The following is an 18,725-nucleotide window of genomic DNA, read 5'->3' as shown; positions in this document are numbered from 1 at the left end:
CGAACTATTTTAAAAATTTTCTGTATAGTATATTTAGTTTAATAATAAAAATGCCTGGTGTGCAATTATTTTGACCGGCTATTACTACGTTAAAAACACGCTTGCTTCTATAAGCAAGCGTGTTCGTTTTATATATTTTGTGATAAGTTTGCTTTCGCCGCTAGTTCAGCCTGAGGCGTGCGCCAAAGCTGCGTCCATTTTTGAATCGCGGCAATCATAATAATGAGACCGAGTATAAGCATGATGATCGAAAGAGTCGCATTTAATATGCTGTAACCTGCCGCAGCTTCATTTAAATACACATTCTTAACCATCCAATAACCCGCGTAGTTAACCGTTACGTAAAGGTAGGCTAGTGGAATAAGACAAGTAAGCATATAGGAGCGCTTATCTGCAATTCTAAGAATAACGGTTGCACCAATAATTAAACCAATAGATGCCATTAACTGATTTGATACGCCGAACAGCGCCCAAACTGAGCCGATATCTCCTGAGAACAATAAGTATCCCCACATAAAACAGGCTAGGGCACTTGCAAAAATGGACCCAGGAAGCCAGTCTACTCGCTTCAATGGCTTATAAAATTCACCGAAAAAGTCTTGAATTAAATAGCGGGAAACGCGTGTACCAGCGTCGATAGCAGTCAAAATAAACACTGCTTCAAACATAATAACGAATTGAAAAAAGTAAGAAGACAGGTGGCTGAACCAAGGAATTTCCGTGAAAATATACGTCATTCCTACAGCCAGTGTAACAGCGCCGCCTGTACGGCCTTCTAAGTTTAGGCCAATTTCTTGGCTAAGCTGAGGAAGAGCTGTTACGTTCATGCCAAGCGTTTTGAACACTTCAGGTGTAGAGTTGATTGCAAAATAGTCTCCAGGATGTAAAGCAGTTGCGGCAATTAATGCCATAATTCCTACTAAGCATTCGACTAACATCGCGCCGAAGCCTACAACTTTAATGTCACTCCAACGATCGAGCATCTTAGGGGTTGTTCCTGAACCAACAAATGCATGGAAGCCAGAAATAGCACCGCAGGCGATCGTAATAGAAATGAACGGCCACACAGGTCCTGCTAAAATAGGGCCGCCTCCGTGAATAAATTCAGTAACTGCAGGAAATGGAATTGCTGGATTTACGAAAAACACGCCTACAATCAGCGCGATAAAGACACCAATTTTCATAAAGCTGCTTAAGTAATCTCGAGGTGCTAAAAGCAGCCAAACGGGCAAGGCCGCTGCGAAAAATGCATAAACGGGAAGAATAATTGAAAGTGTTTTAATATCTAGCGTTAAAAAATCTCCTAAAGCTGTTCCTTGAATATAAGGACCGCTAAATACGGCGATTAAAATTAAAATGAAGCCGACGGTAGAAGCCGCTTTTAAATTACCTGTTTTTTTGTGGTAAATACCTACCCCCATTGCGATCGGAATGGTAATTCCAACAGCGAATGTACCCCAAGGATTTTTCTCAAGTGCGTGTAACACGACCATAGATAAACCGGCCATTGTAATGGTAATGATAAAAAGCATAGCTAAACCTGTACAAAAACCAGCGACGGGTCCTAGTTCTTTTTTAGCCACTTCTGAAAGCGACTGGCCTTTTTGGCGCATAGATGCAAATAACACAACTGCATCGTGAACGGCTCCTCCGATTACAGCTCCGATTAAAAGCCAGAGCAGTCCGGGCAAATAGCCAAACTGAGCTGCTAAAATAGGTCCAACAAGCGGACCCGCAGCTGCAATAGCTGCAAAGTGATGACCAAATGTTACCCATCGGTTGGTTGGCACGTAATCTTTTCCATCTTCAAGCTCATGTGCCGGCGTTTTTTGCGCATCGTTTAGTTTCAAGACCTTAACAGCCATGAATGTTCCATAAAGCCGATACGCAATCATTAAAATACAGATAGATCCAATAACAATCGTAACCGCATTCATTACAAATCCCCCTATCCCTTAGTTGTCTGATGTTTGTACTACTACACAACGTTATGTAATTGTGTGTTCCCCTTACAACTTTCATTATAAAAGAAGAAAGCGCTTTTATCACCAGTTTTTCCCTTAATTATTTAAAAAATTAGAAAGTTCAAATTCCCTTTGAAAAACTATAAGACTTTTCACATAATCTCTGCTATAATTTTTAAAAAAATTAGTACGCATTTAGGTGTTTTTAGTTAGGGAGATGAAAAGAGTGAACCATCGTCAAGAGTTACAAAATAGCAAGCGTATCGTAGTCAAAGTAGGGACATCTACGTTGACCTATGATAACGGAGATATTAACTTAGCACGCATTGAAAAACTAGCGCGTGTGTTATCTGATTTAATGAATGCAGGAAAAGAAGTTGTGCTTGTTACATCAGGTGCCGTTCAAGTGGGAGTAAAAAAACTAAAGTTAAAAGAAAAGCCAACTTCTATTCGAGAAAAACAAGCAGCAGCCTCTGTCGGGCAGTGTGAGCTTATGCATATCTACAGTAAATTCTTTGGTGAGTACAGTCACATTGTTGGTCAAGTACTGTTAACAAAAGATGTAATCGAAGATGAACATGTGCGCAATAACGTTGTGAACACGTTTGAAAAATTAATTGAAGACAAAGTGATTCCTATTGTGAATGAAAACGATACAGTTGCAATCGACGAAATTGAAAACATCGTGCGTTTCGGAGATAACGATAATTTATCCGCCATTGTTTCAGTTTTAATTCACGCAGATTTACTCGTTATTTTATCTGATATTGACGGTTTCTTTGATTCAGATCCCACAAAAAACCCTAACTCTAAATTAATGAAAGTAATAGATGGCATCACGCCGGAGCTTGAGAATTTTGCTGGAGATAGTGGAACTGACGTTGGAACAGGCGGAATGGTCACAAAGCTTACTGCTGCTAAAACAGCTACAAGTGCAGGGGTGAGCTTAATCTTAGCAAATGGTAAAGAGCCAAGTATTTTGCGAGATATTATTGAAGGCCAAGAAATTGGAACGTTATTCTTAAAACAAGCTGAAGGAGTAATGAAATGAGTGAATTGCAGCTTAAAGGAAAGCAGGCAAAAGAAGCCTCTTATTTCTTAGGAAATGTAACGAGCGAACAAAAACAGCAGGCGCTTTATAAAATGGCCACTGCTTTATTGGATCAACAAGAAGCTATTTTAAAAGCAAATGAATTAGACGTAGAAAAAGCCGTTCAAAAAGGCACGTCAAAAGCGATGTTAGATCGCCTATCTTTAAATGAAGAGCGGATTCATGGAATGGCAGACGGCCTGCGCCAAGTAGCTGCGCTTGCAGATCCAGTAGGAGAAGTGCTGTCTATGGCTAAACGACCAAATGGCTTACAAATTGGGCAGCAGCGTGTACCTATTGGTGTCATAGGAATTATTTATGAAGCGCGTCCAAACGTTACATGTGATGCAGCAGGCTTATGCTTAAAAGCAGGAAATGCGGTTATTTTGCGCGGAGGCAGTGAGGCATTTTATTCGAATCAAGCTATTGTTTCTGTATTATCCCAAGCTGCGGCAAGTGCAGGATTTCCTGAGCATAGCGTACAGCTTATTGAAGATACGTCGAGAGAAACAGCACTGGAGTTAATGAAACTAAATGAATATATCGATGTATTAATTCCTCGAGGTGGTGCTGGTTTAATTGAAGCAGTGGTAAAAAATGCAACGGTTCCTGTTATTGAGACAGGAACCGGGAACTGCCACATTTATGTTGATGAAGAATATGACCGTGACATGGCGGCCAATATTGTCATTAATGCAAAAACATCTCGTCCAGCGGTGTGTAACTCAGCCGAAAAGCTGATTATTCATGAACGAGCGGCTCATGAATTTTTGCCGATTATTGTTCAAGCGCTACGAGAGAAAGATGTAGAAGTACGCGGTGATGACCGTGCGCTAACGATCGTTCCAGACCTTGTTCCAGCAGGGGATGAGGATTGGAAGAAAGAATATCTGGATTTCATCATGGCAGTTAAAATCGTAGATGATATCGATGAAGCGATTTCCCATATTAATGTTCATAGTTCACATCACTCTGAAGCGATTGTAACAACAAATTATGCTCATGCTCAGCGTTTTTTACAGCGCGTTAATTCAGCTGCTGTTTATGTGAATGCTTCAACGAGGTTTACGGACGGAGAAGAGTTTGGTTTCGGGGCAGAAATCGGAATTAGTACACAAAAGCTTCATGCGCGTGGACCAATGGGATTAAAGGAATTAACAACATTAAAATATATTATTTACGGAGATGGACAAATTCGATAAAAAAGAAGCCTGAGATATATGCTCAGGCTTCTTTTATTTCCATATATGTTCAATTTCTTCAAGTGACTTTCCTTTTGTTTCTGGCACCCACTTCCATATAAACAAAAACGAAGCGATACACATAATCATAAAAGATAAAAAGGTAAAAGATCCTCCAGCTTTGTTCCAAAGAATAGGAAAAAACTGAGACACAAACCAATTAGCTATCCACAAGAAAAAGGTGGAAATAGACATTGCATAGCCTCTCGCATGATTAGGAAAAATTTCAGAAATCACAACCCATACAACAGGTCCCATAGAAATATTAAAAAGAAATAAATAAAAAACAATAAGTAAACTAGTAGTCAAGCCTTCAGTACCCTGTGAATGAAATCCAAAAGAAACGAGAAGCTGCGTAACAGCCATACCAGCTGTGCCAATAAGTAATAAAGCTTTGCGGCCAATCCGGTCTATAAGCCACATGGAACAAAGAACGCCTAAAAAGGCAGCTACACCAATCATAGACGTAACAAGGAGCGATAAATCTCCTCTAGCTCCAGCTGCTTCAAAAACTTGCGGGGCGTAATAAATAATGGCATTGATTCCGACAAGCTGTTGAAAGGCTGCAAGTAGAATACCAATAAGCAACGCTTTTCGAAGGCCTGCTTCTTTAAAAAGCGAAAGAGAAGCCGGTTGATTTTCTTTTAACGATTGCTCAATATGATACAGCTCTTGGCGTGCAATGTGTGTACCATTGATTTTAATTAAAATGTCCATAGCTTCTACAGTGCGGTTTGCTTTTACCAGCCACCTCGGACTTTCAGGAACAGGAGAAAGGATAAGAAGAAATAAAAGAGCTGGAATTCCAGAAGCACCGATAATGTAGCGCCATCCTGTGGAATTCTGCCATGCGTCTTCCCCAATAGATAAAATGTAGTCATTTACAAAATAGACAGAAACAATCCCAACGGCAACAGCAAATTGATAAAGAGAGCCTAAGCGGCCGCGCATGTGCGGAGGGGCTATTTCAGAAATATAGGTAATAGAAAGAACAGAAGCCATGCCAATGCCTAGTCCTCCAATAATTCGAGAAATAATCACAAAAGAGATGGATGAAGATAGCGCTTGCATAATTGCGGATACGATAAATAAAGAAGCTGCTAAAAGCAAGATGCTTTTTCTACCGAATCGATCACTCAGTTTTCCTGAAGCAAGTACCCCAACAGCACCACCGAGCAGCAAACTAGATACAACAAAACCTACCATCGTTGGACTAAGATTAAAATGCACTTCCATCAACCCAATAGCCCCTGAAATGACGGCTGTGTCATAGCCGTAAAGTAACCCTCCAAAAGCAGCTGCACATGAAATGAAAATAACAAAAAGTAGATTTCCTTTTTGCTCCTTATACTCGTCAGAAGTTACTTTTACTATCCCCATATAAATTCCTCCTTTGAATCGCGGTCACTATTTTAATAAAAAAACGTTATACGTAAAACGTTTTCATAAAAGATGTTTTTATGTTAAACTAAAAATTATAAATAATCAAACTATTTTTTAACTTTTATATGAATTATGTACGTTTTGTTATCAATCAATAGGGAAGAAAAAGTAGGGGGGAAGAGAAATATGGCGTTTATTCAATGTGATTTTTTTTCAGAAGTATTGCAAATAAGTACTTCAATGAACGTTTTGATACCGCAGCAAACAAAATCTCAGATTGGTTTACAAACCAATATAAGAAGTGAGAAACACCCTACGCTCTATTTATTACACGGTCTTTCTGATGATCATACGATATGGATGAGAAGAACTTCGATTGAACGCTACGCATCAGAATTAGGACTTGCAGTTGTAATGCCAAATGTAGATCGTAGCTTTTATAGAGATATGGCTTATGGAAAGAAGTATTGGACGTTTGTAACAGAAGAACTTCCTCAATTGGCTAGGTCATTCTTTCCGTTATCGGAAAAAAGAGAAGATAATTTTGTGGCTGGTCTTTCTATGGGAGGGTACGGCGCTTTAAAATGGGCGTTTTGCAAACCACATCAATTTTCTGCAGCTGCCAGTTTATCAGGAGTGATGGACGTTGAAGGGCTTGGAGGACGAGGAGAAGTTCAGCTCTTAGATTATCCTTTGATTTTTGGCATGCCGCCTGTTATTAGACCTGAGGATGATCTTTTTTGGCTGCTTGAAAATCGCCAGCGCTATGGAGAAGTGACTCCGCGTATTTATCAATGCTGTGGAACGGAAGATTTTTTATATCAGGAAAATAAACGTTTTTCCGAGCGATGTAAGCAAGAGCCTATTTGTTTTACATATGAAGAAGGAAAAGGAAGTCACGACTGGGCATATTGGGATCACAAAATTCAAGATGTGTTAAAGTGGCTGTTTAGTGAAAAGTAGGGAAGGTAGTTTTGGGTGGTTCCGACTTCTAGTAGTATAATAAAGAAAAATGTTTACTTGGTCGATAGACTAAAAGGAAATAGGAGTCGGTACGAATGGGGAGAAAAAAAGTCACGATTACAGAAGTAGCAAAAGAAGCGGGTGTTTCATTAGCTACGGTATCAAGAATCTTTAATAATAAAGACGGTAAAATTAAAATCAGTGAAAAAACAAAACAAAAAGTACTAAAAGCAGCAGCTCATTTAGGGTATCAGACGAATCCATTTGCGGCAGCTCTGCGTGCCCAAAAAACAGGGATTATCGGGATATTAATTAGAGATTTAAAAGACCCGTTTTTAATTGAACTGTTAAAAAAGGTACAGCAACAAGTCCAAAGTCGAGGGATGGACGTTCTTATTGGACATACGGATTACCAAGAAGCAACGGCTGAGCGTCAATTAAATGTGATGATGAATCATTGGTTTGATGGGGTCATTCTATTAGATTACGTAGCGGCTCATCATCCGTTTGTAGACGTATTAAAACAATATCAAACGCCTTACGTTTCTCTTACAGGAGACGGCTCTTCTGCACTTTGGCCAATTGTACATGTAGATGATGCGGTGGGAATGCAATTAGCTGTTGCTCACTTAACGGACCTTGGCCATAATAATATCGGGTTCGTTGGAAAAGCTGTAAGCGGAGTGGAGCACCGTCTGTCTCTTTTTTATCAATATGTACCGTCAGCAAACGCAAAGTTTGTGAAAGAAAATATGAATAACTCAGATGAACTATATCAGTTTATAAATGAGCTAGCTCATCATCCAGAGCCCCCAACTGCGCTTATTTGTGCTACGGATGACATTGCTCTGAAAGTGATACACTGTGCGTGGCAAAACGGGCTTCACGTTCCAGCAGATTTGTCTGTGATAGGGTTTGATGATATTACAGAAGCTAGTGAAGCGCAGCCTCCGCTAACAACTATCCGTCAACCGATGGAAAAAATGGCTGAAAAAGCAGTAAACCTCTTACTTCAGCAAATTCAGGATCAGCAAGAAATAGATCAGGTACAGTATAAAATGGCACCTGTATTAATAGAGCGTGAGACCACAAAACGTATGAATTGATAAGGAATGTATATACTATTCCTGAAAGTGTGAGACAAAAAGTCCACACTTTTTTGCATTAACCATTGCGTCCACTTCCCTCTTTCTTATACACTGTATGCTGTAGGGGAAAAAACCAAGCTTTAATATGTTTGGAGCGATTTGATGACACAGCAAAAATTAGATAAATATGAAATTATGGACGTTAGCTTACTAGCAGGTAAAATTATGTTAGAAAGCGGAGCAGAAACGTATCGAGTAGAAGACACAATGATGCGGATTGCAGCGTCTTACGGTATAAAAAAATCCCACAGCTATGTGACGCCAACAGGGATCATGTTTTCACTTGAAACGAAAGAACCGACGAAAACGAAGTTAATTCGTATTTCCGAACGAACGACAGATTTAAAAAAAGTAACTATGGTAAATAGCGTCTCAAGAACCATCAGTCAAGGAAACATCTCCTTGGAGGAAGCGTATGAAATGCTACAAGAAATTGAAGCAACGAACGTAGCTTTTCCACTATGGGTTCAACTTGCAGCTGCATCCATTTCTAGCGGATGCTTTTTAATCATGTTTCAAGGTTTATGGACGGACTTTATTCCAGCGATGTTTTCAGGAGGTCTCGGATTTTTAACCGTGGTGTATTTCCACCGTCTTATTCCGATTCGCTTTTTTGCTGAGTTTACCGCTTCGTTAGTTATTGGACTTTTATCAGCTCTTTTAGTCGCTTCAGGACTGGGCACGCAAATTGATAAAATTATTATTGGATCCGTTATGCCTCTCGTTCCTGGCTTATCCATTACCAATGCAGTGCGAGATTTAATGGCGGGACATTTACTGTCTGGATTATCAAAAGGAGCAGAAGCGTTTCTGACGGCATTCGCTATTGGTGCAGGTATTGCCATTGTATTTACGCTTCTATAGAAGGGAGGCATCATATGCATATCGTAGAGCAGATAATTACAAGTTTTATTGCTTCAGCAGCGTTTGGGATCATTTTTAATGTTCCACGTGAATCATTATTAAAAAGTGGCTTTGTCGGAATGATTGGCTGGCTCATTTACTATTTGCTAACGTTCTATGGTGTAGATGAAATTCCAAGCACTGTAGCATCGGCCTTCTTTATTGCTATTATTAGTCAAATTTACGCAAAAATTTATCGTACGCCGATCATTATTTTCACCGTAGCAGGTATTATTCCGCTCGTTCCAGGGGGAACAGCATACGATGCCATGCGTAACTTTGTAGAAAATAATTATAATGAAGCGATTAGTCTTGCAGCAAAAGCCTTTATGATTTCGGGTTCAATTGCCATTGGTATTGTATTTTCTGAAGTCATTAACCAAATCATTCGTCAATCTAAATTAAATGCGAAAGCAAAATATCGACCGTAGAGAAGCAAGCTCAAATCAGAGCGTGCTTTTTTTATGAAAAAATAAAGAGTTCCTTCCCTTTTTCGTCACAAGAAAGTCACGTTTTAGTCTAAAAACGTTCAAAAAATGTACGTGCACAGCTAAAAAAATAGACTATACTATGTAAATAGAAAGAGACACATTACATATGTTTGTGAAATGTTGAGCATATTTCTCGAATTGTTATGCTCAATATTTCACAATATAAGTAAAAGATGCTCAGAAATGAGCAAAGTATCTATGGAAATGATGAATGTTCTTATATATGAAAGGAGAAAGAAGATGGATACAGTCATACTATCACGTATTCAATTTGCATCAACGACGCTGTTTCATTTTATCTTTGTACCGCTGTCTATCGGCCTTGTCTTTTTAGTAGCGATCATGGAAACGATGTACGTAGTAAAAAAAGATGAACAGTATAAAAAGATGGCAAAGTTTTGGGGGCACTTATTCCTGATTAACTTTGCTGTCGGAGTCGTAACAGGTATTTTACAAGAATTTCAGTTTGGCATGAACTGGTCAGAGTACTCAAGGTTTGTAGGAGATGTATTCGGTGCGCCGCTTGCTATTGAAGCACTGCTAGCGTTTTTTATGGAGTCCACGTTTCTCGGGCTGTGGATTTTCGGGTGGGATCGTTTGCCTAAATGGCTGCACTGTCTATGTATTTGGCTTGTTAGTCTAGGTACTATCTTCTCAGCGTTCTTTATTTTAACGGCTAATTCTTTTATGCAGCATCCGGTCGGAATGGAGCTAAATAATGGCCGTTTAGAAATGAATGACTTCTTTAAATTGTTAACAAACGGTCAGCTGTGGGTTGAATTCCCTCATACAATTTTAGGTTCGTTTGCAACAGGCGCCTTTTTTATCACGGGTGTCAGTGCTGTTATGCTCTTGAAGAAAAAACATGTGACTTTTGCCAAAAAATCATTTCAAGTTGCTATCCTTGTAGGGTTAGTTTCAGGTGTCGGAATTGCGCTATCTGGGCATGAACAGGCTGGATACTTAGTTAAAACACAGCCGATGAAAATGGCCGCAAGTGAAGGATTGTGGGAAAACAGCGGAAGTCCAGGTGCTTGGACAGTAACAGCAAATATTCACCCTGATGAAAAGAAAAATACGAGTGAAATCAAAATACCTTATTTATTAAGCTTCTTATCATACGGGAAGTTTTCAGGCTCCGTTCCTGGAATGAACGAGCTTCAGCAGCAGTATACGGCGAAATATGGAGAAGGAAATTATATTCCACCCGTTCGAACAACGTTTTGGAGTTTCCGCATTATGGCTGGTCTAGGTGGCGTATTATGTGCACTAGGCATTTGGGGTACGTACTTGCTTTCTCGTAAAAAACTTCAAGAAAGCAAACTATTTTTACGTATTATGACGATTGCCATTGCCTTTCCGTTCCTTGGAAGCTCAGCAGGTTGGATTATGACAGAGATTGGCCGTCAGCCTTGGGTTGTATTTGGCTATATGAAAACCGAAGACGCCGTGTCTCCTGGTGTAACAGCAGGTGAATTACTGTTTTCTATTATCTCGTTTTCGTTCTTTTATTTAATTTTAGCTGTGATTATGGTGTTCTTGTTCGTTAAAGAAATTAAAAAAGGTCCAGATCACGATCACGAAGCACATACAAAAGTAACATCAACTGATCCGTTTACAAAGGAGGGATACAATGTTTTCTCTTAATGAATTCTGGTATTTACTAGTATCCATTCTGTTTGTTGGTTTTATCTTTTTAGAAGGTTTTGATTTTGGGATTGGAATGGTGTCTCGTTTTTTAGGAAGAAACGACTTAGAGCGACGAGCCTTTATTAATACAATCGGTCCTTTTTGGGATGCAAATGAAGTTTGGTTAATTTCAGCAATCGGTGCTATGTTTGCCGCTTTTCCAAACTGGTATGCAACGCTATTAAGCGGGTCATATGTTCTTTTTGTTCTTCTGTTGCTTTCGCTTATTGGCCGCGGCGTAGCATTTGAATTTCGAGGAAAAGTTGAAAAACAAGCGTGGAAAAATGCGTGGGATTGGGTTATCTTCTTTGGAAGTCTTTTTCCACCGCTCATTTTCGGCATCTTATTTTCAGCGCTAATGAAAGGACTGCCTGTTGAGCGCAACATGCAAATGAATGCCGGCTTTTCGGATATTGTGAATCTATATACTATAACGGGCGGTGTTACATTAACAATGCTTTGCTTATGGCACGGACTTATTTTTGCGACGATCCGTACGATGGATGACATTAGAGATCGTTCACGAAAAGTGGCCATGAAGCTTTTGCCTGTTAATGCCTTGCTGCTTCTTATTTTTTCAGGCATGACGTTTTTTGAAACAGATTTATTCAGTAATCATAGCCGCTTGATGCTATATACATTTTTCATCGGCATTTTCGTGTATTTACTAGCAGGTTTTTTCCTTACACGTAAAAAAGACGGATGGGCATTTGCTATGTCTGGCTTAATTTTAATTTTATCAATTTCCTCTATATTTGCAGGATTGTTTCCAACCGTTTTGGTTAGTTCAATCAATGAAGGCTATAGTTTAACGATTTATAATGCAGCATCAGGGAATTATTCCTTGAAAATTATGTCTTACGCTGCTATTGCGTTACTGCCTTTTGTGTTAGGTTATCAAATTTGGAGCTACTACGTTTTCAGAAAACGTGTAGATCATAAGGAGCATATGGAGTACTAATGGGTAGAAATTTAATGGTTTACAACGGAATAAAAATGGTTCTTGCCATGTTAATAGGGCTTATTACTATTCAAAGTGTAGCCATTATTTTTCAAGCTAAGTGGCTTGCCGAAGTAATTACCGCTCTTTTTCATGGTGAAAGTTTAACTTCGCAGACAAAAGCAATCGGACTGTTTTTGTCTGCCTTTATGGTTCGTCAGATCGTAGGTTTTATAGTGAAAAAAACAGCATATCAATTTGGAGTCAAAACGACTCAGGAACTTCGTTTGATAGTCATGAAAAGCATTTTTTCATTAGGACCGCGTTTTACCAAAGATGAAGGAACAGGAAACTTGGTGACGCTCATCACCACAGGTCTACAGAAGCTTCGCGCTTATCTCGAGCTGTTTTTGCCTAAACTGGCCGCCATTAGCGTTACACCTTGGCTAGTGCTTGCTTTCGTTTGGTACCATGATCGGCTTTCAGGCATTATTTTACTTGTGACCATGCCAATTTTAATTTTATTTATGATTTTGCTCGGACTGGCTGCACAAAAAAAAATAGATAGCCAATGGGAGACATATCAAGTGTTGTCCAACCACTTTGTAGATTCGCTTCGAGGGTTAGAAACGTTAACATTTCTCGGGAAAAGTAAGGAACATGCTGAAACGATTGAGAGAGTCAGTGACCGTTATCGAAAAGCGACAATGGGAACCCTCCGAATTGCTTTTTTATCTACGTTTGCTCTCGATTTCTTTACGATGTTATCTGTAGCCATCGTGGCTGTTACGCTTGGTTTGCGGCTGGTGAATGGTTCGATGACATTAGAGCCTGCACTTATGATTTTATTGCTGGCGCCTGAATATTTTCTGCCCATACGAGAAGTCGGAAACGATTATCATGCAACATTGGACGGAAAAGAATCTGGAGATGCATTACTTAAGGTTGTGAAGCAGGCTGAAAAACCGTCGGCTAAAGAAGAAGATGTTCCTACTTGGACTGAAAGCAGTGAACTTCAAATAAGGCATATCACCGTCAAGTATGACGAAGAGCAGCCACCTTCTCTTGAAGATGTGTCGCTTCATGTTAAAGGAAGTAAAAAAATTGGAATTATAGGAAAAAGCGGAGCTGGAAAATCGACGCTTATTGATATACTGAGCGGCTTTGTACAATCTACAGAAGGCTCTGCTGAAGTAAACGGCGTGCAGGTTGATTTACGCTCAGAGGCTTGGCAAAAGCAGATTACGTATATCCCTCAGCACCCATTTATTTTTAATGGAACTGTAAAAGAAAATGTTGAATTTTATCAGGATAGAGTCCGCTCATATAATTATGAAGATGCTTTAACGAAAGCAGGACTTTTATCAGCGGTTCAACAGATGCCTAAGAAGGAAAATGAAATGATAGGGGATGGGGGACGGCAGCTTAGCGGCGGCCAAGCTCAAAGGATTGCCCTAGCTCGAGCATTTCTAAGCGATCGCCCCATTATTATGCTAGATGAACCAACGGCACAAGTCGATATTGAAACAGAATATGAATTAAAGCAAGATATTTTAACGATGTTTCAAGACAAGTTATTTATTTTAGCTACGCACCGTTTGCATTGGATGAAAGACATGGATCTTATTGTTGTGATAGAGGACGGAAAGGTTTCAGAAATCGGTAATCATCAAGAACTGATTCAAAAAAAAGGAGCTTACTATCAATTTTTACATGAAGAGGAGGAGATATGATGAAATATAAAAGTTGGATATGGCCTTACTTTAAAACATATAAATATCGTATCTTTTCTATCTTATTACTAAGCTTATTGACGATTGGTTCTGCTTGCGCGCTAATGTTCACGTCAGGTTACTTGATTTCAGCTTCGTCCTTACAGCCAGAAACAATCTTATTAGTATACGTTCCCATAGTCCTTGTGCGTACATTTGGTTTAAGCCGAGCAGCCTTTCGTTATGGGGAGCGTCTTGTTAGTCACGATTTTATTCTTCGGATTTTAGCTAAAATGCGCACACGTCTTTATCATTTGATTGAACCGTTAATTGCTACATCCCGCTATCGTACAGGTGATGTTTTAGGGGTTCTTGCTGAAGATATTGAAAGCTTACAAGACTTGTTCTTGCGTACCATTCTACCAACAATCTCAGCTGTGATTTTATATGTCGTTGCGATTGTAGCTTTAGGATTCTTTAGCCTAAAGTTTGCATGTTTGATTGCTATCTATTTATTTTTATTAGTAGTAGTGATGCCGCTTTTTTCCCTTTGGCATATGAAAGCGGCTAATCAGAGATATAAATCAAGCAAAGCACAGTTATATGCCAAGGTCACAGACGGGTTTTTAGGAGTTGCTGATTGGGTGTTAAGCGGTCAGCAGCAGTCATTTTTTCATTCGTATAACAAAACAGAAGATGAGCTAGACCGCATGGATCGCAAGCTTAAACTATGGACGTATTACCGAGAATTGATTGGCCAAGTTATTGTAGCAGGTTTAATTGTCACAATGATTTGGTTTGGGGCGTCTCTTTTTGCAGACAAAGAGCTTGCAGGTGTTTTTATTGCTGCTTTTATTTTAGTAGTATTTCCTTTATCTGAAGCACTGCTGCCGGTATCTAATGCAGTAGAGAAGATTCCTCAGTTTGAAGAGTCATTAAATAGAGTGCAGGAAATGGAAAAGAACTGGGAAGCTGTGAATGAAAAGAAAAAACATACTCTTTCCCTACCTTATAAAGGTTCATGGGACTCGGTTAGCTTAAAAGTCGAGCATGTAAGGTTTCGCTATAGCAATGAGGAAGAGTCAGTAATTCATGATCTTTCATTTCAAGTCGAGCAAGGGAAGAAAATTGCGATTCTTGGCAAGAGCGGAGCTGGAAAATCGACTCTGTTAAAGCTGCTGCAAGGTTCCTTATTGCCTACAGAAGGTACAGTTCAACTAAACGGTCAGTCTGTTGCTGAAGTTCGTGAAGATGTACCAAAACTCATCTCTGTATTAAATCAAAATCCTTATTTATTTAATACAAGCGTAGCAAACAATTTATTACTAGCTAATGAAGAGGCCACAAAAGAAGAGGTAATTGAGGCAATGAAGCAAGTCAATATGCACTCCCTTGTGGAAGGTTTGCACCAAGGATATCAAACGTCCATGCTCGAAACAGGTCAGCGCTTCTCAGGAGGAGAACGTCAGCGGATTGCGTTAGCACGTGTTTTGCTTCAGCATACGCCAATTGTTATGCTAGATGAGCCAACTGCAGGGTTAGATACCGTGACTGAAAAGCGTTTGTTATCCACTATCTTTGAAACTCTTCACGACAAAACTTTAATTTGGGTTACGCATAATTTAGTTGGGATGGAAAAAATGGATGAAATCTTGTTTTTACAAGATGGTAAGGTAGCCATTCGAGGAACGCATGAAGAATTACTTGCTACGAATAGTCACTATCAAAAGTTATACGAATTGGATCATCCGGTAAAAAGCCTTTAGCAGAAGCTAAAGGCTTTTTATTATTTTATACTAACGTGAAATTCGACAAACACGAGTAAAATATGTGTCGAACGAAAGAAAACAGCTTGTATTTAAAGAAAAGGGTATGCGTTTAGCATTTTTGAAAAAGTGGTAAAACAAGGTAGTGTTTGTTTCTTCCTGTATAACATCGGTTTATTTTAGGGAAAATATATACACATTATGCGAACGAGAGAAGGAAGATACAATGGAACCTATGCTTATACATATCACGCTCGTAGTAGGACTAGGCGTTCTATCTCAGTGGCTGGCTTGGAGATTTAAGCTACCAGCAATTGTCGTGATGTCAATTATCGGACTGCTAACAGGCCCTATTTTAGGTTTAATTGATCCTAAAGCACAGTTTGCTCAGCTTTTTGATCCTTTTGTATCGATTGCTGTAGCTGTTATTTTATTTGAAGGCAGCTTGAACTTAGACATGAGAGAGGTAAGGGGAATCGAAAAGCCCGTGTTTCGGATTGTGACGCTCGGAGCCATGCTAGCTTGGATTTTAGGCTCTTTAGCTGCTCATTATATAGCGGATTTATCATGGGCGGTGGCAATTGTTATCGGAGGACTTTTTATTGTGACGGGTCCAACCGTAATTTTGCCTCTTTTACGACAAGCTAAATTAAAACCAAAACCAGCAGCCATTTTAAAATGGGAGGGTATTATTGTTGATCCCTTTGGTGCATTGCTGGCCGTTTTTTCGTTTGAAATTGTTCAATTTTTAGTGCTGAGAGAAGTGAGTGGAAAAACAATTCTCTTTTTCTTCGTGGCCTCTATTATTGCCGTTTTAATAGGGTGGCTTCTCGGCCGCGGAATAGGATGGATGTTTCAAAAGGGTCATATTCCAGAGTATTTAAAATCTCCGGTCGTATTTATTGTCGTTATTGCCTGCTTTACGATAGCTGATGAAATTAAGCATGAAACAGGTCTTCTAGCAGTAACAGCGATGGGGATTACGCTTGCTAATATGCATATTTCATCTATTAGTGATATGCGACATTTTAAAGAGAACATCTCGGTTCTATTAACTTCTACTATTTTTATCATGTTAACGGCTGGACTGACGATGAAGACCATTACTGAAATTTTTCATTGGAATATTATTTTGTTTGTTTTACTTATGCTGTTTATTGTCAGACCTGTCTCCATCTTTTTATCAACGGTAGGGACAGATTTATCTATAAAAGAAAAAATACTGATTGGCTGGATTGCTCCGCGCGGAATTGTGGCGTTAACGGTCTCGAGCTACTTTGCGAAAGTACTAATTGATGAAGGATTTAAAGATGCTTCCATCCTAACAACGCTGACATTTGCTTTAGTGTTTGCTACGGTTTGTGCACACGGTTTTTCTCTTTCATGGCTAGCTAAGAAGCTTGATTTATCAATTGGAGAAGAACCTGGTATTTTGCTTGTAGGAAGCAATGATTTTACGGTTGCCTTTGCAACGAAGTTAAAACAGCTAGGCTATCCAGTATTAGTTGCTGATTCTTCGTGGGAGCGGTTAAGAGTTGCGCGCAGAGCGGAAGTAGATGTTTATCACGGAGAAGTACTAGCTGAGCAAACGGAATATCATCTAGACTTAACTCCTTATGAATATGTGATTGCTGCAACTGAGTTAGATGCATATAATGCGCTTGTTTGTACTGCTTTTCTTCAAGATATGGGGCGGAACAATGTTTTTCAATTGAGCATTCGTGACCAAGAAGATTCAAGAGAAGATGTCGATGAAATTATGCACACAGTAAGAGGACGTATGCTCTTTAAGAAAGGAATTACGTGGGAGTTTCTGCATCATAAAATGGAGCACGGATATACGATTTACAATACAAAAATTACGGATGAATATACGTATGAAACATATCTTGAGGAGAAAAGCGATGATTCTCTTTTACTAGCAGTGAGCAAGCAAGGAAAGGCATTGAGTTTTTTTGCTCATGATCAAGAAATAAACGTTAATGCGGGTGACACGGTGTTAAGCCTTCAGCCATTAAAAAGATAAAAAAACAGGCCTTTAATGACCTGTTTTTTTTATGCTTTTCTTTGTTTAAAATGAATGACGAACAGATAAGCAGCAGCTGCTGCAAAATAGATAGTAACAGCTGGTGCGGTGAAGACATGCCCAGCTACAAAAGCAATTCCAAGAGCTAATACAATTGCTGTACTATACATCATAAAGCTTTCATCAAGAAGCTGTGATGGGTCTTTAAATAATCGAACCAACACGGTTAAACCAACTACTAGAAGTGGAAGAACCCATAGTAAAAATCCGATGATACCTAAAGAGAAAAACAAATCATAAAAATCCATTTCAATCATCTTTGGCGGAAGCTGCTTTGTATAGTCACCAGAAAAGCCCATACCTATCATTTTTCGTGCAATAGGTGCTTTTGCATACTCTTCCTTATGATGAGCTAAGAATTGCTCACGGCTGCTTAGAATCAGATTTTGAATATCTTTGTCATCTAAATTTGATTCCTTTTGTTTTTTCTTTTTAGCCGGCTTTTCTTTTTCTTTCTTTTCCGGCTTTTCTTTCTCTGTTTTCTCTTTTTTAGCCTCTAACATATCGATGTGCGTATAAGTGTTTTTGTAAGCTGGAGAAATCGGAGTAGTTGCTCCGGTTACAATTAAAAGTAGAATTGAGATTACTAAGTTGGCTTTAATTAAGCTGCGTTTATTCGTAAATAATTTTGCAAATAAGACAACTGTTGCTACAACTAAAGAAAGAATAACGGCACCTAAGCCTACTTTCGTTCCAAGCATGATGGACGAAACGGCTAACAAGATAAAAGGAATCCAGTAATAAGCTTTTGAAAACGAACGTACTTTATCTAAAGCTAAAAGCAGTGTGAGAGGAAGCAAAATAGCAATGGTTGCGCCTAGCTCATTCGCTGCATAAAACCAGCCTTTAAATCCGATTTTATTATACTGATAACTCTCTAGTGCTGTACCTGTTAGCATTGTACCGATAAAAACAATACTGATGATGAGTGAAGCAGTCAATAAATTTTTGCTCAGTATTCTTTTTACATCCACAGATGATCGATAATGTGAAAACATCACAATCATTCCAAGTAATGTAACGTTCATATAAACAACCTTATTGAAAAATTTAATTTCTTGCCCAATATAATAAGGATCTTTCCATTGATGATTTAAGTAGATATTGAGTCCAAGAAAGAGTGCAAAAACAATAAGATAGATAATCGAATATCTAGCCCATTTTGATTGTTTAGCAAACACTAAAAGTAGGACACCTGCAAAAATCATATATAGAAAGCGAATAACAACCCCAATTGAGAGACCACTATCCATGTTCAAAACCATGTACGTCGTTAGCATATCAATAATCGGCTGAATTGAAATAAAACCAACGAACAGAAAAAATAACCAGTATGTGTTCTTCATATA

14 protein-coding genes are annotated in these 18,725 nt (G+C 39.0%); 11 read left to right on the top strand and 3 right to left on the bottom strand.

The window, feature by feature from the left end; translation table 11 throughout:
* Positions 1–128 precede the first annotated feature (128 nt).
* Positions 129–1,937 (bottom strand): carbon starvation protein CstA, encoded by a 1,809-nt coding sequence (gene cstA, locus U9R83_RS26170; RefSeq protein ID WP_014457699.1) that lies wholly within the window; start codon positions 1,935–1,937, stop codon positions 129–131.
* Between the two features lie 244 nt (positions 1,938–2,181).
* Between cstA and proB the strand changes: the two genes are divergently transcribed.
* The gene (gene proB / locus U9R83_RS26165) at positions 2,182–3,015 is read left to right on the top strand and encodes a glutamate 5-kinase (RefSeq protein ID WP_014457700.1); all 834 of its coding nucleotides are present in this window, start codon (positions 2,182–2,184) and stop codon (positions 3,013–3,015) included.
* Positions 3,012–4,256, top strand: a complete 1,245-nt coding sequence (locus U9R83_RS26160; RefSeq protein ID WP_243550097.1) for a glutamate-5-semialdehyde dehydrogenase — start codon at positions 3,012–3,014, stop codon at positions 4,254–4,256. Before proB ends, U9R83_RS26160 begins: the two co-directional genes overlap by 4 nt.
* Before the next feature lie 33 nt (positions 4,257–4,289).
* Here the strand turns inward: U9R83_RS26160 and U9R83_RS26155 are convergent, their stop codons facing one another.
* Positions 4,290–5,675 (bottom strand): sugar porter family MFS transporter, encoded by a 1,386-nt coding sequence (locus tag U9R83_RS26155; RefSeq protein WP_140451819.1) that lies wholly within the window; start codon positions 5,673–5,675, stop codon positions 4,290–4,292.
* Positions 5,676–5,864: 189 nt separating this feature from the next.
* Here U9R83_RS26155 and U9R83_RS26150 point away from each other — a divergent pair, with 189 nt between their 5' ends.
* From U9R83_RS26150 to U9R83_RS26110, 9 genes are all read left to right on the top strand, one after another.
* A complete protein-coding gene (locus U9R83_RS26150; RefSeq protein ID WP_243550095.1) occupies positions 5,865–6,641 on the top strand; it encodes an alpha/beta hydrolase in 777 nt (258 codons plus the stop codon).
* A gap of 95 nt (positions 6,642–6,736) precedes the next feature.
* Positions 6,737–7,747 (top strand): LacI family DNA-binding transcriptional regulator, encoded by a 1,011-nt coding sequence (locus U9R83_RS26145; protein ID WP_014457704.1) that lies wholly within the window; start codon positions 6,737–6,739, stop codon positions 7,745–7,747.
* Between the two features lie 144 nt (positions 7,748–7,891).
* Complete coding sequence (locus tag U9R83_RS26140; protein WP_013085528.1) at positions 7,892–8,653, top strand: threonine/serine exporter family protein; 762 nt, start codon at positions 7,892–7,894, stop codon at positions 8,651–8,653.
* A 14-nt stretch (positions 8,654–8,667) separates the two neighbouring features.
* On the top strand, positions 8,668–9,123 hold the full coding sequence (locus U9R83_RS26135; protein ID WP_013059882.1) for a threonine/serine exporter family protein: 456 nt from the start codon (positions 8,668–8,670) through the stop codon (positions 9,121–9,123).
* 300 nt (positions 9,124–9,423) lie between these two features.
* Complete coding sequence (locus U9R83_RS26130; RefSeq protein ID WP_140451817.1) at positions 9,424–10,830, top strand: cytochrome ubiquinol oxidase subunit I; 1,407 nt, start codon at positions 9,424–9,426, stop codon at positions 10,828–10,830.
* Positions 10,817–11,833 (top strand): cytochrome d ubiquinol oxidase subunit II, encoded by a 1,017-nt coding sequence (gene cydB, locus U9R83_RS26125; RefSeq protein ID WP_014457706.1) that lies wholly within the window; start codon positions 10,817–10,819, stop codon positions 11,831–11,833. Before U9R83_RS26130 ends, cydB begins: the two co-directional genes overlap by 14 nt.
* Positions 11,833–13,545, top strand: a complete 1,713-nt coding sequence (gene cydD / locus U9R83_RS26120; protein WP_014457707.1) for a thiol reductant ABC exporter subunit CydD — start codon at positions 11,833–11,835, stop codon at positions 13,543–13,545. The genes cydB and cydD overlap by 1 nt, the downstream gene beginning before the upstream one ends.
* Positions 13,545–15,290 (top strand): thiol reductant ABC exporter subunit CydC, encoded by a 1,746-nt coding sequence (gene cydC / locus U9R83_RS26115; protein WP_243550284.1) that lies wholly within the window; start codon positions 13,545–13,547, stop codon positions 15,288–15,290. The genes cydD and cydC overlap by 1 nt, the downstream gene beginning before the upstream one ends.
* A gap of 226 nt (positions 15,291–15,516) precedes the next feature.
* Entirely contained in the window at positions 15,517–17,316 is a 1,800-nt protein-coding gene (locus U9R83_RS26110; protein ID WP_116739831.1) for a cation:proton antiporter, read from the top strand.
* Positions 17,317–17,345: 29 nt separating this feature from the next.
* Here U9R83_RS26110 and U9R83_RS26105 read toward each other — a convergent pair whose 3' ends face one another.
* The gene (locus U9R83_RS26105) at positions 17,346–18,722 is read right to left on the bottom strand and encodes an O-antigen ligase family protein (protein WP_182421638.1); all 1,377 of its coding nucleotides are present in this window, start codon (positions 18,720–18,722) and stop codon (positions 17,346–17,348) included.
* Positions 18,723–18,725: the final 3 nt, after the last annotated feature.

Source organism: Priestia sp. LL-8, from assembly GCF_036227845.1.
GTDB classification, from domain to species: Bacteria; Bacillota; Bacilli; order Bacillales; family Bacillaceae_H; genus Priestia; species Priestia zanthoxyli.
This window is presented reverse-complemented; position numbering and strand designations above follow the sequence as displayed.